The sequence below is a fragment of the Phaeobacter sp. QD34_24 genome (assembly GCF_028890115.1).
In the GTDB taxonomy this organism is placed as follows: Bacteria; Pseudomonadota; Alphaproteobacteria; order Rhodobacterales; family Rhodobacteraceae; genus Phycobacter.
Genome location: NZ_JARCJD010000004.1, coordinates 38682 through 53324 on the forward strand (window position 1 = coordinate 38682; position 14643 = coordinate 53324).

At 62.7% G+C, this 14643-nt stretch carries 14 protein-coding genes, 1 tRNA gene and 2 riboswitches; of the genes, 6 read left to right on the plus strand and 9 right to left on the minus strand.

What is annotated here, in order from left to right; translation table 11 throughout:
* Window positions 1-151: 151 nt before the first annotated feature.
* A tRNA-Lys gene (locus PXK07_RS04085) sits at window positions 152-227 on the minus strand.
* Between the two features lie 188 nt (window positions 228-415).
* On the opposite strand from PXK07_RS04085, the gene dapF reads away from it, so the two are divergent.
* From dapF to PXK07_RS04100, 3 genes are all read left to right on the plus strand, one after another.
* Window positions 416-1258, plus strand: a complete 843-nt coding sequence (gene dapF, locus PXK07_RS04090; protein WP_274846920.1) for a diaminopimelate epimerase — start codon at window positions 416-418, stop codon at window positions 1256-1258.
* The gene (mtaB, locus tag PXK07_RS04095; protein WP_274846921.1) at window positions 1255-2547 is read left to right on the plus strand and encodes a tRNA (N(6)-L-threonylcarbamoyladenosine(37)-C(2))-methylthiotransferase MtaB; all 1293 of its coding nucleotides are present in this window, start codon (window positions 1255-1257) and stop codon (window positions 2545-2547) included. Before dapF ends, mtaB begins: the two co-directional genes overlap by 4 nt.
* Window positions 2548-2679: 132 nt before the next feature.
* Window positions 2680-3750: a calcium-binding protein gene (locus PXK07_RS04100; protein ID WP_274846922.1), complete on the plus strand. Its 1071-nt coding sequence runs from the start codon at window positions 2680-2682 to the stop codon at window positions 3748-3750.
* Window positions 3751-3846: 96 nt separating this feature from the next.
* On the opposite strand, the gene PXK07_RS04105 is transcribed toward PXK07_RS04100, so the two are convergent.
* From PXK07_RS04105 to PXK07_RS04125, 5 genes are all read right to left on the minus strand, one after another.
* Window positions 3847-4638, minus strand: a complete 792-nt coding sequence (locus PXK07_RS04105; protein WP_274846923.1) for a cytochrome c1 — start codon at window positions 4636-4638, stop codon at window positions 3847-3849.
* A 19-nt stretch (window positions 4639-4657) separates the two neighbouring features.
* The gene (gene petB / locus PXK07_RS04110) at window positions 4658-5989 is read right to left on the minus strand and encodes a cytochrome b (protein ID WP_274846924.1); all 1332 of its coding nucleotides are present in this window, start codon (window positions 5987-5989) and stop codon (window positions 4658-4660) included.
* 11 nt (window positions 5990-6000) lie between these two features.
* On the minus strand, window positions 6001-6561 hold the full coding sequence (gene petA / locus PXK07_RS04115) for a ubiquinol-cytochrome c reductase iron-sulfur subunit (RefSeq protein ID WP_274846925.1): 561 nt from the start codon (window positions 6559-6561) through the stop codon (window positions 6001-6003).
* Between the two features lie 214 nt (window positions 6562-6775).
* On the minus strand, window positions 6776-7378 hold the full coding sequence (locus tag PXK07_RS04120) for a glutathione S-transferase (protein ID WP_274846926.1): 603 nt from the start codon (window positions 7376-7378) through the stop codon (window positions 6776-6778).
* Window positions 7379-7438: 60 nt separating this feature from the next.
* Window positions 7439-8059, minus strand: a complete 621-nt coding sequence (locus tag PXK07_RS04125) for an FMN-binding negative transcriptional regulator (protein WP_274846927.1) — start codon at window positions 8057-8059, stop codon at window positions 7439-7441.
* Between the two features lie 58 nt (window positions 8060-8117).
* A riboswitch (FMN riboswitch) is annotated at window positions 8118-8377 on the plus strand.
* Window positions 8378-8456: 79 nt separating this feature from the next.
* Here PXK07_RS04125 and PXK07_RS04130 point away from each other — a divergent pair.
* Window positions 8457-8912: a 6,7-dimethyl-8-ribityllumazine synthase gene (locus tag PXK07_RS04130; protein ID WP_274846928.1), complete on the plus strand. Its 456-nt coding sequence runs from the start codon at window positions 8457-8459 to the stop codon at window positions 8910-8912.
* Between the two features lie 38 nt (window positions 8913-8950).
* Here the strand turns inward: PXK07_RS04130 and PXK07_RS04135 are convergent, their stop codons facing one another.
* From PXK07_RS04135 to thiB, 3 genes are read right to left on the minus strand one after another with little or no spacing between them, the layout of a single operon-like run.
* Window positions 8951-9643: a thiamine ABC transporter ATP-binding protein gene (locus PXK07_RS04135; RefSeq protein WP_274846929.1), complete on the minus strand. Its 693-nt coding sequence runs from the start codon at window positions 9641-9643 to the stop codon at window positions 8951-8953.
* Window positions 9630-11186: a thiamine/thiamine pyrophosphate ABC transporter permease ThiP gene (locus PXK07_RS04140; RefSeq protein ID WP_274846930.1), complete on the minus strand. Its 1557-nt coding sequence runs from the start codon at window positions 11184-11186 to the stop codon at window positions 9630-9632. Before PXK07_RS04140 ends, PXK07_RS04135 begins: the two co-directional genes overlap by 14 nt.
* Window positions 11162-12139, minus strand: coding sequence for a thiamine ABC transporter substrate binding subunit (gene thiB, locus PXK07_RS04145; protein WP_274846931.1), 978 nt, complete (start codon window positions 12137-12139; stop codon window positions 11162-11164). The genes PXK07_RS04140 and thiB overlap by 25 nt, the downstream gene beginning before the upstream one ends.
* A gap of 44 nt (window positions 12140-12183) precedes the next feature.
* A riboswitch (TPP riboswitch) is annotated at window positions 12184-12279 on the minus strand.
* A 159-nt stretch (window positions 12280-12438) separates the two neighbouring features.
* On the opposite strand from thiB, the gene aroC reads away from it, so the two are divergent.
* Window positions 12439-13542: a chorismate synthase gene (gene aroC / locus PXK07_RS04150; RefSeq protein WP_274846932.1), complete on the plus strand. Its 1104-nt coding sequence runs from the start codon at window positions 12439-12441 to the stop codon at window positions 13540-13542.
* Between the two features lie 13 nt (window positions 13543-13555).
* Entirely contained in the window at window positions 13556-14500 is a 945-nt protein-coding gene (locus tag PXK07_RS04155; RefSeq protein WP_274846933.1) for an AEC family transporter, read from the plus strand.
* Window positions 14501-14643: the final 143 nt, after the last annotated feature.

Sequence of the window (14643 nt, forward strand, 5' to 3'; positions counted from 1 at the left end):
ACATTCCCGACGTGTCGAATTGGATAACACGGTCTGTCGAAAGCCGTGCCAGAGAAGATGATTCCCATCTCAAAAGAACGGACCAAGCCCCACCGCAAGCGGCAGCATCGCGTGTGGTCTGTTTTCAGTGTTTTGATTTCATTTCAGAAAGTGGTGAGCCGTGCAGGATTCGAACCTGCGACCCACTGATTAAAAGTCAGTTGCTCTACCAACTGAGCTAACGGCCCACTTCTGTTCTGCGGTCTAAGCGAATTCATCCAGAAGGATCAAGCGCTTAATTCGCTTCGGTCCGGCTTGGCTTGGTCATCCATGCTGTCCCGATAGGCGGCGTATCTAGGGGGAGAGCGGCGGGGGGTCAACCCCTTTTTTCAAGTTTATCCGCGCAAGGCTGGATTCATTTCGATGCGAGGTCTATATGCCCGCCATGAGCACATCAGATCATATCGGATTCCCTTTCATGAAGATGCACGGGCTGGGCAACGACTTTGTCGTTGTGGATGCGCGTGCACAGGATATCGCGATCACGCCCGCGCTGGCGAAGGGAATCGCTCATCGCCAATTCGGCGTGGGTTTCGATCAGCTCGCCGTGATCTCAAACGGCGCCGGGGATGCGCATCTGACCTTCTACAATGCCGATGGCTCCACCTCGGCGGCCTGCGGCAATGCCACGCGCTGTATCGCCCGTCACCTGATGGAGGAGAGCGGCAAGGACGCGCTGCATCTGACCACCGATCGCGGCGATCTTTATGCGCGGGACGCGGGCGAGGGGCTGACCTCGGTCAACATGGGTGCCCCGCAGCTGGACTGGCGGGAGATCCCCCTGGCCGAGGAAATGGACACGCTGGAGCTGCCCATCGAAGGCGGCCCCACCGCCACTGGCATGGGGAACCCGCATTGCACCTTCTTTGTCGAGGATGCGGATCTGATCCCGCTGGAGGACTTCGGCCCGCGCTATGAACATCACCCGCTTTACCCCGAACGCACCAATGTGCAGGTCGCCCATATCGTTGGCCCCGATCACATCCGCATGCGGGTGTGGGAGCGCGGTGTGGGGGTAACGCTGGCGTCTGGGTCCTCCTCTTGCGCCACGGCCGTCGCAGCGGCGCGCAGGGGCCTCACAGGGCGCCGGGTGCGCATTGATCTGGATGGGGGCACCCTGTGGATCGACTGGCGCGAGGATGGCGTCTGGATGACCGGTCCGACCATGCATGTGTTCAGCGGCACCTTCACTGCCGAATTTCTGGAGTCGCTGGGATGACAGCGCCCAAATTCACCACATTGGGCTGTCGCCTGAACGCCTATGAGACAGAGGCGATGAAAGAGCTGTCCCGTGCCGCCGGGCTGGAGGACGCGCTGGTGGTGAACACCTGCGCGGTAACGGCCGAGGCTGTGCGCAAAGCGCGGCAAGAGATTCGCCGCTTGCGCCGCGAAAACCCGGAGGCGCCGATCATCGTCACCGGCTGCGCCGCCCAGACCGAGCCCGAAACCTTTGCCGCCATGGAAGAGGTCACGCGCGTCATCGGCAATACCGAGAAGATGCAGCCCGAGACCTGGGCCGAAATTGCCAAGGGGCCGGACTTCATCGGTCAGACGGAAAAGGTGCAGGTCGACGATATCATGTCGGTGACCGAAACCGCAGGCCACTTGATCGATGGCTTCGGCACCCGCAGCCGCGCCTATGTGCAGGTGCAGAACGGCTGCGATCACCGCTGCACCTTCTGCATCATCCCCTATGGCCGGGGAAATTCGCGCTCGGTGCCTGCTGGCGTCGTTGTAGACCAGATCAAGCGGCTGGTGGACCGGGGCTATAACGAGGTGGTGCTGACCGGCGTTGACCTGACCTCCTGGGGCGCCGACCTGCCCGCACAGCCGAAACTGGGCGATCTGGTGATGCGGATCCTGAAGCTGGTGCCGGACCTGCCGCGCCTACGCATCTCATCGATCGATTCGATCGAGGTGGACGAGAACCTGATGCAGGCCATCGCCACCGAGTCGCGCCTGATGCCGCATCTGCACCTCAGCCTGCAGCATGGCGACGACATGATCCTCAAACGCATGGCGCGGCGTCACCTGCGTGACGATGCCATCCGCTTTGCCGAAGAGGCGCGCCGCTTGCGCCCCGATATGACCTTTGGCGCCGATATCATCGCGGGGTTCCCGACCGAAACCGAGGCCCATTTCGAGAATTCGCTGAAGCTGGTCAATGATTGCGATCTCACCTGGCTGCACGTCTTCCCCTACTCGAAACGCGAAGGCACGCCTGCGGCGAAGATCCCGAAACAGGTGAATGGCAAGGTGATCAAGGAGCGCGCCGCGCGTTTGCGTGCGGCAGGCGATGCACAGGTACAGAAACATCTGGCCGAACAGGTTGGGAAGACCCACCGCATCCTGATGGAAAATCCCCACATGGGCCGGACCGAGCAGTTTACCGAGGTGACATTCGAGACGCCGCAGGAGGAGGGGCAGATCGTCACCGCTGCCATCACGGGCGTTCGCGGCACTCAGTTGATAGCTGCAAACGAGCCAGTGTTTCCCTCCCCCGTTTGATAGCCGACGATGGATACGATGCGCGTGTAAATCTCCTCATCGTATCACTTCGAAGGGAATACATTCACTGGTTGTTATCCAATCTGCGGCACATTCCCTCGGTGCACTGCAAACAGAATGTTTGAGGGAAAAATGGTAGAAATTCATTTCAGCGGTCGGGATCCGAACCACATTAGTTGGGACAGTTGGCGATATTCATTCCACCCAAATTCCGGAGAGTTTAGGCTTCAAAGTGGTCGTGAGCCGGGCGATTATCAGCCCTCCGTCACGATTGAGACCATTGCCGGGACAGGCCCTGTCGTTACCGAGTTTTCGCTGCAGAGTACGTCCGAAGATATTGATTGGTGGGGCGTACAGTCATTCAGCGTGTCCGGTCTCGAAATTCCCGTGGATCAGTTTGCAGGCGTCCTTTCTCGCAGCTACTCATTGATCGACGCTATTCTCAGCTATGATGAAGCAGAATACGGGGCTGCGAATACGGATGTGGTGACCATCCATGGCGGCGCCGGAAAGGACCATTTATACTTAGCGGACTCCGAGACCCTGCTCGGGAAGAACATCTTCAAGATGGGGCGCGGTGATGACTATGTCTCTGCCAACGACGGCCAGAACACCGTCTTTGGTGGAGCTGGCAATGACCACCTGAGGGGGGGCGATGGAAATGATCGGCTCTTCGGCGAGCGGGGTAATGACTACCTTTGCGGCGAAGGTGGCAATGACAGGTTGAACGGCGGCGCAGGCACCGACACGCTTTACTCCAACTATGGAAACGACACGCTGCGTGGCGGCGGTGGGGATGATATTTTGATCTCCATAGGCGGCGATGAAGGCGGCGATCACCGCCTTTACGGTGGGCGTGGAAATGACACTCTTTGGGCAGGTGATGGCGGCGATGGAATGCTCACCGGCGGCGCAGAGGCGGACACCTTCTTCTTCCGGCAGGGTACCGGTCATGACACGATCACCGACTTCGAGCTGGGGGTCGATACGCTTTGGCTGCATCCGAACATGGGGGTCGATACGCAGGATCTGGCGTCGGTTACGCAGATCACCGATGACGGGATCGTCCTCACCTTTGGGGCTGATGACAGTATCACGCTGCTGGGTATCAGCGATCTTGATGCCCTGATCGACAATAGCATCGTGTCCTACAGCGACGGCACCCTGAGCTTTGGTGATAGCGTGGTCAATATCCTGTACTGACGCCTAGCCGTTCTGGAGTGCGCTCAGTGAGGGCTCATAAGAAAAACCCCCGCCACTGGCGGGGGTTGCTGTTTCTGCATCAAGGTCCGACCCGGTTTAGGAGGTCTTCTTGCCCTTGTGCGGTGCCCAGAGGCGCTTGTTGGTCAGGTACAGCAGAACCGACAGCAGGGTCAGGATCAGCACACCGACGAAACCGGCCTGCTGGCGGGCCATCATCTTGGGCTCGGCGGTCCACATCAGGAAGGCCGCGACGTCCTGCGACATGTGGTGCACGTCATTGGCATGGCCGTCAGCGAATTCCACCTGCTCGTCGGACAGCGGCGGCGCCATCGAGATCCAGCCACCGGGGAAGGCGGTGTTCTCGTAGAAGATGGTGCCTGCTTCTTCCTTTTCCTTGCCGGTGTAGCCGTCCAGCAGGGAGGCGATGTATTCCGCACCGCCCATGCCCTTGAACAGCTGGTTCATGCCCGAGCCGTAGGGACCATGGAAACCGGCACGCGCCTTGGCCATCAGGCTGAGGTCGGGGGCACCTGCGGCGGTGTTCTCCGGGAAGTGATCGACCGGCTTGGCCGGGCGGTCTTCGTCCAGTTCCGGGTCGTAGACGGTGAAGTTTTCGGCCGCATAGGCGCGCACCTGTTCCTCGGGCAGGCCGGGGCCGCCTTCATCGGAGAGGGTGCGGATCGGCACGAACTTCAGGCCGTGACAGGCCGCGCAGACCTCGGTGTAGATCTGAAGGCCGCGCTGCAGCTGGTTCTGGTCGTACTTCCCGAAGGGACCTTCGAAGGAGAACTGGAAGTCCTCCACGTGGCCGGACCCACCTGCCGCAAAACCTGCGGCAGGGACGAGCGCCAGAGCGAAGGCGGCACCGGTTGCGAGTTTCTTCAACATAGGTAGCAGTCCTTCTAGCTTACTCGGCAGGAGTGGCTTCACCGGATTTCTTGCCATAGTGGGCGTCGAAATCCTCTTCGATGGTTTCCGGCATCGCATCCGGCTTCTCGATCACACCCAGGAGCGGCAGGATCACCAGGAAGTAACCGAACCAGTAGGCGGAGGCGATCAGCGAGAAGGAGGCATAGGGCTCTTCCGCGGGCATCGCACCCAGCCACATCAGGGCGAAGAAGTCGATGACCAGCAGGTAGAACCACCATTTGAACATCGGACGGTAGCGACCGGAGCGCACGCGGCTGGTGTCCAGCCAGGGCGCCAGGGCCATCACCGCGATGGCACCGAACATGGCCAGCACGCCGAAGAACTTGGCGTCGATGATGCCGCCGGTCACGAAGGAGGCGATCTGAACCACCCAGACTTCGGAGGTGAAGGCACGCAGGATCGCGTAGAAGGGCAGGAAGTACCATTCGGGCACGATGTGCGCAGGTGTCACCAGCGGGTTGGCTTCGATGTAGTTATCGGGGTGACCCAGGTAGTTCGGCATGAAGCCGACGATGGCCCAGAAGATCACCAGCACCACGGCCAGACCCAGGAAATCCTTGATCACGAAGTAGGGCCAGAAGGGCAGGGTGTCTTTCGCGGCTTCTTCCTTGGACCCTTTGCGGACATCAACACCGGTGGGGTTGTTGTTGCCGGTGGTGTGGAACGCCCAGATGTGGACGATCACCAGGGCGGCGATCACGAAGGGCAGGAGGTAGTGCAGCGAGAAGAAGCGGTTCAGCGTGGCGTTGTCCACGGCGGGTCCGCCCAAGAGCCAGGTCTGGATCGGCTCCCCGATGAAGGGGATGGCGCCAAACAGGCCGGTGATCACGGTCGCGCCCCAGAAGGACATCTGACCCCAGGGCAGAACGTAGCCCATGAAGCCGGTGCCCATCATCAGCACGAAGATCAGCATGCCGATGATCCAGGTGATCTCGCGCGGGGCCTTGTAGGAGCCGTAGAACAGACCGCGGAAGATGTGGATGTAGACGGCAACGAAGAACAGCGAGGCGCCGTTGGCGTGCAGGTAACGCAGCATGAAGCCGCCGTTCACGTCCCGCATGATGTGCTCGACGCTGGCAAAGGCCAGGTCCACATGGGGGGTGTAATGCATCACCAGGACGATGCCGGTGACGATTTGCAGCGCCAGGCAGAAGGCGAGGACGATGCCCCAGATCCACCACCAGTTCAGGTTCTTGGGGGTGGGGATCATGATGGTGTCATAGATCAGGCCGACGATGGGCAGGCGGCTGTGCAGCCACTTTTCTGCGCCCGTCTTCGGTTCGTAATGGTCGTGCGGAATACCGGACATGTTGCGTCTCCTTATCCCAGCTTGATGGTGGTTTCGTCGACGAATTCGGCGACCGGCACATGCAGGTTCTCAGGCGCGGGACCTTTGCGGATCCGGCCGGCGGTGTCGTAGTGCGACCCGTGGCAGGGGCAGAACCAGCCGTTGAATTCACCGGCACCATCGCCCAGCGGCACACAGCCGAGGTGGGTACAGACACCCATCATCACCAGCCATTCGCCGGCTTCGTCCATGGCGCGGTTCTCGTCCGACGCGTCGGTGCCCGGCTTGTTCGGGTTTTCCGAAGCGGGGTCGATCAGATCCGTCAGTGCAACCGCACGGGCTTCGTCGATCTCCGCCTGGGTGCGGCGGCGAATGAACACCGGCTTGCCCAGGAACATCACGGAAATCTGTGTTCCCACTTCCACGCCACTCACATCCACCAAGATCGAGGACAGAGCCTTGACGTCAGCAGAGGGATTCATCTGGTTGACCAGCGGCCAGACTGCGGCACCTGCGGTGACAGCTCCGGCGCCAGCGGTAGCGTAGTAGAGGAAATCTCTCCGAGTTCCTTCGTTATCTTCTACGTGGGACACGAGGTTTTCTCCAATTCCAGCGCCCGTTTAGGGCAAACATGCGCATGCACTGCTAGAATTCCGCAGTGCCTCATCGCGGGTATCTAGCGGGGAGAAGTGCTTTCGTCCAGCCGTCATATACGCGCAGTACCCCGGTGCATGCAGTTTCTTTCGACAAGCTGTCACAAAAACCACTGTTCCCCGGTAGGGATCCGTTAAACCTTAAAGGGCGGTCTCAGGCGGCGGGCGGCATGCTGGCCTGCATCGAGGGGCGCGATTCGAACTCTGCGAACCAATCGGCCAGGGCCTCGTTGCCGTGACGCCAGTTGGAGGTGGGATGGCGGAAATCGAGATAGGCCAGCGCGCAGCCTACGGCGATTTGCCCCATGTCCAGCGGCCCCTTCAGATGCGCCATCCAGCGATCGTTGAGCGCCGAGCAGGCGCCCAGAACCTTGCCCAGCTGCGCCTCCAGCCAGGGCTCGAAAACCATCTCCTCGGGGCGCAGGCGGCGCTCGTAGGTCATCAGTACGGCGGCATCCATGATGCCATCCGCCGTGGCCTCCAGCACCTTGGTATCCCAGGAGCGCCCATATAGATTGCTGCCCGCGCGGTGATCCAGATAGGCGCAGATCACCCGGCTGTCATAAAGCGTCGGCCCGTTGCCGCGCGACAGGGCCGGGATCTTGGCCAGGGGGTTGCTGGTCTTCACGCCCTCGTCGGGGTTCAGTGCCGTGGTCTGCACATCGATGATATCCACATCATCCAGCTGCTCGGTTTCGTGCAGAACCACCATGACCTTGCGCACAAAAGGCGAGGCCGCCGAGTAATAGAGCTTCATGATCTCTCTCCCCTGATTTTTCCCGCAGCCTACAGGCTGTTGCGACAAAGGAAAGAGGCGCTATGGCCCCTTGGCCTCGCGCATCAGGGAGGACAGCTCCTCCAGTTCCGCGCCAAAACCGCCGGAAACAGACCCCGCGGCGCCCAGACGGGCGGCCTCCGGTTTGTTCTGGCTCAGCTTCCAGGTGCCGTCCACGCCGGTAATCTCCAGCCGCACGGGAACAATCATCCGCATCAACCGGTCCAGCGCCGAGGCGTCCATCTTGGCGCTGGTCCAGGGCGGTTTCGGCAAAAGTCGCGCCTCGTAAAAGGCCGATTGCCGGTCCAACAGGTCACGCAGCTCATCGTCGGGGCGCCGCTCCAGCCTGCCGGTCAGGTGGACGGCGATATAGTTCCAGGTCGGCACCTGGTTCTCCAGCCCGTACCAGTCGGGTGAGATATAGCCATCCGGCCCGCTGACGGCGAGGCGCGCGGGCTGCGGAGTGGCCAGCGCTCGCGCAATCGGGTTTGACCGCACCAGGTGCAGATCCGCATATGTGCCATCGTCGCTGAGCAGGAAGGGCACATGGCTGAGCAGGGGCGCTTCATCGGCCGAAATCGCCAGCACGCCAAAGGCGCGCATCCGGGCGAACTGCAAGTTCTGCGCGGTATCGGCATCGTGAAAGATGGGATTGGGGTGCATGTGGGCCTCCTGACGTCGCGAACAGACTTGAATCACCCGGGCGCCCTTGGCAAGTTGCATCCGTTCTCAGGGCGGGGCGGAATTCCCCACCGGCGGTATGCGGGGCATCAACCCCGTAAGCCCGCGAGCGGCTTTTTGGGTCATGCACCCACAGCCAATGGAACGAAGATCGGCTCTGGTGGCTTGGGCAAGCGCGTCCACAGCCCGAAAAGTGGGAACCGGTTTTCGGATCAAGCTGTGGAGCAGACAGGAAAGTGTCTAGCAGATCTGGTGAGAAGCCAGAGCCGACGGTTACAGTCCGGATGGAAGAGAACGTACGACAGGGCCTGCCAATGCGGCGGGTCTCCTGCCGTTCGTTATCGCCTTGGGTGACGTGTCGAACCTAAAGGAGATACCCATGACACACACCCGATATGCATTCATCAAGGCCAACTGGCATGCCGATATCGTCGATCGCGCGCTGGAGGGGTTTCAGGAATTGATCCCGGCCGATCAGATCGATGTTTTCGATGTGCCCGGCGCGTTTGAGATGCCGCTGATGGCGCAGGAGCTGGCAAAGACAGGCCAATATGCCGCCGTGGCCTGTGCTGCCCTTGTGGTCGATGGTGGCATCTACCGGCATGATTTTGTCGCGCAGGCCGTGGTGGACGGTCTGATGCGTGCGGGCATGGACACCGGGGTGCCGGTGCTGTCGGTCTCGCTGACGCCGCATCATTTCCAGGAAACCGATCATCACATGGCGATCTACCGCGATCACTTCGTGCAGAAGGGCCGCGAGGCCGCGCAGGCTGCGCTGATGATCACCAAGACGCGGGAACAGGCAGCGGCGATCTCCGCCGTGAAGGCTGCCTGATAAGTGGTGTGCGCCCGCCATCCTGCGCGGGCGCGTCCCTAACCCAGATAGGCCTTCAAGGCAGGCGGCGGGTTGTCCAGCAGCTCCGCCGTTGGCCGGGGCGGATGAGCCGTGCCCTCGGCGACCAGCACCACCTGATCGGCGATGCGGCGGGCGTCATTTGGGTCATGGCTTACCATCAACAGCGTCGCGCCACTCTCGGCTGCCAGCTCGGCCACGAGATCCAGCATCTCGGCCTTCAAGGCCGGTCCCAGCGCCGCGAAGGGTTCATCCAGCAAAAGGATATCCCGCCCCTGCACCAGCACCCGCGCCAGCGCCACCCGGCTTTGCTGTCCGCCCGACAGGGCGGCAGGTTTGCGCGACTCCATGCCTGTAAGGCCGACGCGCTCCAGTGCCTGTGCCACTAGCGTATGTTCACCGTCGCTGAGCCGCAGGTTCGGATTGAGGCCAAGGCCCACGTTCTGCGCTGCCGTCAGATGGGGAAAGAGGTTGCCATCCTGAAACAGCATCGCCACCGGACGCTTGCCGGGCAGATGGTCTGTCAGCTCCTCACCCCGCCACAGGACACGGCCAGAGACGAGGGGGAGGAACCCGGCAATCGCCTCGATCAAGGTGGATTTCCCGGCACCCGAGGGGCCGATCACCGCAACGCGGGCGCTGGGCGGGATCTCCAGATCAGCGGCCAAAGTGAAGGTGCCGTTCTCGATACGGGTGCGATCAAGCTTCAGCATGCCAGCGGCCTCCACGGTCCAGGATCCAGAACGCCCCCATCGACAACAGCAGCAGCAACAGCGCCGCGCCCGCCGCCGCCTGCATCTGATAGGCGCCCATCAGGCGATAGACCTGCAGGGGCAGGGTGGCGACCTCGGGGTCGGCAAACAGGGCGATGACCCCAAGATCCCCCATCGACAGCGCCGCGGCAAGCCCTGCGGCAAATCCGATCTGCGCCCGCAGGCGCGGCAGCACCACCCGGCGCAGGAAGGGCCAGCCGCGCATATCGAGCGTCAGCGCCAGTTTCCTGTGCCGCTGAACCACGTCACGGCTGGCGGGCACCAGAATGCGCAGCGCGAAAGGCAGCGCCATCACCGCATTGACCAGCGCCGTCACCGGCAGAGCCAGCGCAAAGGGGCTGGCCACGGGATAGATCAGGATGAACAACCCGGTGCCGATCACCAGCGGAGAGGCCGCAAGCCCCAAGAGCCCGGCAATCTCCATCGGCAAAGGCCGCCCCAGCGCCGCCGCCAAAGCCATGGGCAGGGCCAGCGCCAGCAGGATCAGGGTGCTCGCCCCTGCCACAAGGACCGAAGCCAAAGCGGCCTGCCAGACCGAAGCGGGCAATGACAGGACGCCGGGTAGCCCGGACAAGACGACTGCCAGCAAAGGGAGCAGCAGGAAGAGAGCTGCAAAGACAATCCAGAAGGCATCAAGCCCTCGTGCGACCGCGCTGCGCCCGTCCCAGCGGCGTAAGATCCGGTCAAGGCCGGTGCCGAACCCCTCACCCACCGGCGCGCGCAGGGCCAGAGTTGCCGCCAGCGCGGTCAGCACCAGTTGTAAGCCCGACAGAAGTGCCGCGCGCCCCAGATCGAAATCGAAGCTAAAGGCTTGGAATATCGCCAGCTCGATGGTGGTGGCGCGGGGTCCGCCGCCCAGGGTCAGCGCCACGGCGAAACTCGACAGGCAAATGGCAAAGACCACCGCCAGTGCGCCCGGTACGATCCTGGCCAGCATTGGCGCTTCCAAGAGCTGCCACATAGCGCGCGGGCCTGCATCCAGCTGCGCGGCAAGTCGGAAACGTTCGGCGGGGATCTCCTGCCAGCCTTGCAGGATCAGTCGGGTTGCCAGCGGCAGGTTGAAGAAGACATGCGCCAGCACCACGCCGTGCAGACCATATATGGAGAGCGGCTCGAGCCCGAACAGCGCCAGCGCATCGCTGACCCAGCCCGCACGGCCAAAGACCGCCAGAAGACCAAGGATCGCAACGATCACCGGCAGGATGAAAGGTGCGCCGAGAAGCGCGATCAGCACCGAGCGCCCCTTGAACCTGCGCCGCGCCAGCGCGCGGGCAACGGGTACCGCCAAGGCAACGCTGAACAGGGCCGAGAGGCTCGCTTGTATCAGCGTGAACCGCACCGCCGACCAGTCAGCGGCACTGAGGCCCTGGCCTGCCTCGGCCCGCAGGGCGACGGCGGCCAGGGTGCCAAGGATCAGCGCCGCCACCAGGGCAGCGGCGCCATATCCCGCAGCCGGGCTTAACGGCTGAGCGCGCCGCGCCATTCGTCCAGCGCTGCATCACGCACCATCGCAGCCTGATCGGCGGGCAGCAGCAGCGATTTTTCCGGGGTGATCAGCGTTTCAAACCCCTTGGGCAGACCGCCTGCGGGGGTCACCGCCGGATACATCCAGTTGGTGGTGGGGATGATCGACTGGAAGGCATCCGAGACCATGAACTGCAGGAACTGGTCGGCCAGCTCGGGCTGATCACTTGCGGCCAGCTTTCCGGCGACCTCGACCTGCATGTAATGCCCTTCGGCGAAGGAGGCGGCGGCTTTGCTGGCGTCTTCCTCAGCGATCAGGTGATAGGCAGGCGAGGTGGTGTAGGAGAGCACCATGTCGGCCTCGCCCTCAAGGAACATGCCATAGGCCTCGGACCAGCCCTTGGTGACGGTGACGATATTGTCGGCAAGACCGTCCCAGATTGCAGGCGCCTCGTCGCCATAGGCGGCCTTCACCCACATCAGCAGGCCCAGGCCGGGGGTAGAGGAACGCGGGTCCTGGATCACGATCTTGGCGTCGCTGGCGGCCAGTGATTTGAAATCGCCGGGAGCAGCGGCATCCGCATTGTGCACAAAGGCGAAATAGCCCCAGTCATAGGGAACGAAGGTGTCGTCCTCCCATGCGATGGGCAGGTCATAGTCGGCGCTGACGGAATGCGCGGCAAAGAGCCCGCTGTCCCTGGCGGCGGCGGTGAGGTTGGTATCGAGCCCCAGCACAACATCCGCGTCCGAGCGCGCGCCTTCCAGCTTGACCCGCGCCAGAAGGGCCGCGCCATCGCCTGCGCCGACCAGTTTCAGGTCGCAGCCGCAGACCTCTTCAAAGGCGGCCTCAACCGCCGGGCCGGGGCCCCAGTCGGAGACAAAGCTGTCATAGGTGTAAACGGTCAATTCGGGCGTCTCGGCAAATGCCGCCGATGCGCCCAGCAGTCCCGCTGCAAAAACAGAATACTTCATGGCATCCTCCTTTGCGGCGACGGGCAAGGGTGGAGCCTTCTGAGGGGTCTATCCATAACCTTCCCTCCGCCGGTGTTAGCCGGTTCAGGTTCAACGGGTGTGATCTCAGCGTCTTTTGCGACGCACCCCGAGGTGAGGCGCACCCTAAGTCCCGAAGTCAGAGAAGACAAGAAAGGACGGGATGTTTCGCGTGCGAAACAGGTGACCGGGACCTTGCCGCGCCGTGCGCTGCGACTGCAATTGCACTTGAGCCATGCCCGCCCCGCCGCTAAGCACGTTTCGCAAAGGAGACCGCCCCCATGTCGATGAACAGCTTTGGCCATCTTTTCCGCGTCACCACCTGGGGTGAAAGCCACGGTCCCGCGCTGGGCGCCACCGTCGATGGCTGCCCGCCGAACGTGCCGATTGAACCGGAGATGCTGCAGCAGTGGCTCGACAAGCGGCGCCCCGGTCAGAACAAGAACATGACCCAGCGCAACGAACCCGATGCGGTCAAGATCCTGTCGGGCGTCTTCGAAGGCAAATCCACCGGCACGCCGATCCAGCTGATGATCGAGAATACCGACCAGCGGTCCAAGGATTACGGCGATATCGCCCAGACCTTCCGCCCCGGTCATGCGGATATCACCTACTACCAGAAATACGGCAACCGCGACTATCGCGGCGGCGGACGCTCCTCGGCGCGGGAGACGGCGGCGCGGGTGGCTGCGGGCGGCGTTGCGCGCGAGGCGATCAAGACGCTGGTGCCGGGTCTTGAGATCAAGGGCTACATGGTCGCCATGGGCGAGATGGAGATCGACCGGGAGCGGTTCGATTGGGACGCCATCGATCAGAACGACTTCTGGATCCCCGATGCAGACGCGGTTCAGGATTGGGAAGACTACCTGCAGGCCCTGCGCAAGGCGCATGATTCCGTCGGCGCCGTGGTCGAGGTCGTGGCCCGCGGCGTGCCCGCAGGCATCGGCGCGCCGGTCTATGGCAAGCTCGACACCGATCTGGCGGCGGCGATGATGTCGATCAACGCCGTGAAGGGCGTGGAGATCGGCGAGGGCATGAATGCTGCGCGCCTGAAAGGATCGGAAAACGCCGATGAGATCTTCATGGGCAATGACGGCCAGCCGGTCTACTCCAGCAACCACGCGGGCGGCATCCTGGGCGGGATTTCCACCGGTCAGGATGTGGTGGTGCGCTTTGCGGTCAAGCCGACCTCCTCGATCCTGACGCCGCGCCAGTCGATCCGCAAGGACGGCACCCCGGCGGAGGTGATCACCAAGGGCCGCCATGATCCTTGCGTCGGCATTCGCGCCGTGCCGGTGGCCGAGGCGATGATGGCCTGCGTGATCCTGGACCATTTGCTGCTGCATCGCGGCCAGATCGGCGAGAACCAGGGGCGGATCGGCTAGGGGGAGCGGGCCGATGGGCGCGATCCTTGCCATCACATTCCCGATCTATGCGGCGCTGGGCCTTGGCTATCTCATCGTCTGGAAGGGCTGGTTCAGCCCTGAGGACATGCGCCGGTTCGGTGCCTATGTGCTGAATATCGCGCTGCCTGCGCTGATCTTTTCCGCCGTTGCGGCGCGCAATCCGGCAGAGGTGTTCCAGCCCGGCTATGTGCTGATCTACGCGCTGGGCGGAATCGCCACCATTTCGGTGGCCTATCTGCTGTTCACCCTGCGTGGCGTGGACCCGCGCCGTCGGGCGCTGGGGGTGATGGGGTCGACCTGCCCCAACAATGGCTTTGTCGGCTATCCGATCATGCTGCTGACCTTCCCGGATCTGGCCGGGGTGATCCTGGCGCTGAACCTCTTGGTCGAGAACCTGATCCTGATCCCGACCTGCCTGTTGCTGATGGAGCTTGCAGCGAGCGCGCCGGGTCAGCCGCTGCTTCCCAAGCTGCGGGGGATCCTTTGGAACATGGCGAAGATGCCGATGCTGATCGCGCTGGCGCTGGGCATCGCGGTCTCGCTTTCTGGCCTGTCGCTGCCGGGGCCATTCCTGCGGTTCGTGGATATGCTGGCGGCCTCGGCCGGGGCCTTGTCGTTGGTGGTGATCGGTGGCTCGCTGGTGGGGCTGCCGATGCATGGCAACCGCAGCCTTGCCGCACAGGTCGCGGCGAGCAAATTGTTGTTGCATCCCGTCCTGGTGGCAGGGGCTGCGGCGCTGCTGCTCGGCGCGGGAATGGTGACGCTGCAGCCCGAGTTGCACAGCGCGGTGATCCTCTCGGCGGCGATGCCGATGTTCGGGATCTACACGGTACTGGCCCAGCGACAGGGGCTGGAGGGGGTTGCAAGCCTTGCCATGCTGACCGCCACCAGCCTGGCCTTTGTGACCTTGACCGTTCTTCTGTGGCTGCTGGTCTGACCTGATTTGTGCCATGACCGAGTGCTCCCGCGCCCGCAGGGGCCCGACGTTGCCGGACCCCTTTTGTGCGGCCTTGGGCCGGGCGCTGCCCTTCGGGCAGCGGGGAAGGATCTGCTGAGAGGTCCATTGAGGGGCAAATATGC

Coding starts and splice junctions, on each gene's coding strand:
- dapF (WP_274846920.1), top strand. CDS start 416: ATGCCCGCCATGAGCACATCAGATCATATCGGATTCCCTTTCATGAAG.
- mtaB (WP_274846921.1), top strand. CDS start 1,255: ATGACAGCGCCCAAATTCACCACATTGGGCTGTCGCCTGAACGCCTAT.
- PXK07_RS04100 (WP_274846922.1), top strand. CDS start 2,680: ATGGTAGAAATTCATTTCAGCGGTCGGGATCCGAACCACATTAGTTGG.
- PXK07_RS04105 (WP_274846923.1), bottom strand. CDS start 4,638: ATGTTGAAGAAACTCGCAACCGGTGCCGCCTTCGCTCTGGCGCTCGTC.
- petB (WP_274846924.1), bottom strand. CDS start 5,989: ATGTCCGGTATTCCGCACGACCATTACGAACCGAAGACGGGCGCAGAA.
- PXK07_RS04120 (WP_274846926.1), bottom strand. CDS start 7,378: ATGAAGCTCTATTACTCGGCGGCCTCGCCTTTTGTGCGCAAGGTCATG.
- PXK07_RS04125 (WP_274846927.1), bottom strand. CDS start 8,059: ATGCACCCCAATCCCATCTTTCACGATGCCGATACCGCGCAGAACTTG.
- PXK07_RS04130 (WP_274846928.1), top strand. CDS start 8,457: ATGACACACACCCGATATGCATTCATCAAGGCCAACTGGCATGCCGAT.
- PXK07_RS04135 (WP_274846929.1), bottom strand. CDS start 9,643: ATGCTGAAGCTTGATCGCACCCGTATCGAGAACGGCACCTTCACTTTG.
- PXK07_RS04140 (WP_274846930.1), bottom strand. CDS start 11,186: ATGGCGCGGCGCGCTCAGCCGTTAAGCCCGGCTGCGGGATATGGCGCC.
- thiB (WP_274846931.1), bottom strand. CDS start 12,139: ATGAAGTATTCTGTTTTTGCAGCGGGACTGCTGGGCGCATCGGCGGCA.
- aroC (WP_274846932.1), top strand. CDS start 12,439: ATGTCGATGAACAGCTTTGGCCATCTTTTCCGCGTCACCACCTGGGGT.
- PXK07_RS04155 (WP_274846933.1), top strand. CDS start 13,556: ATGGGCGCGATCCTTGCCATCACATTCCCGATCTATGCGGCGCTGGGC.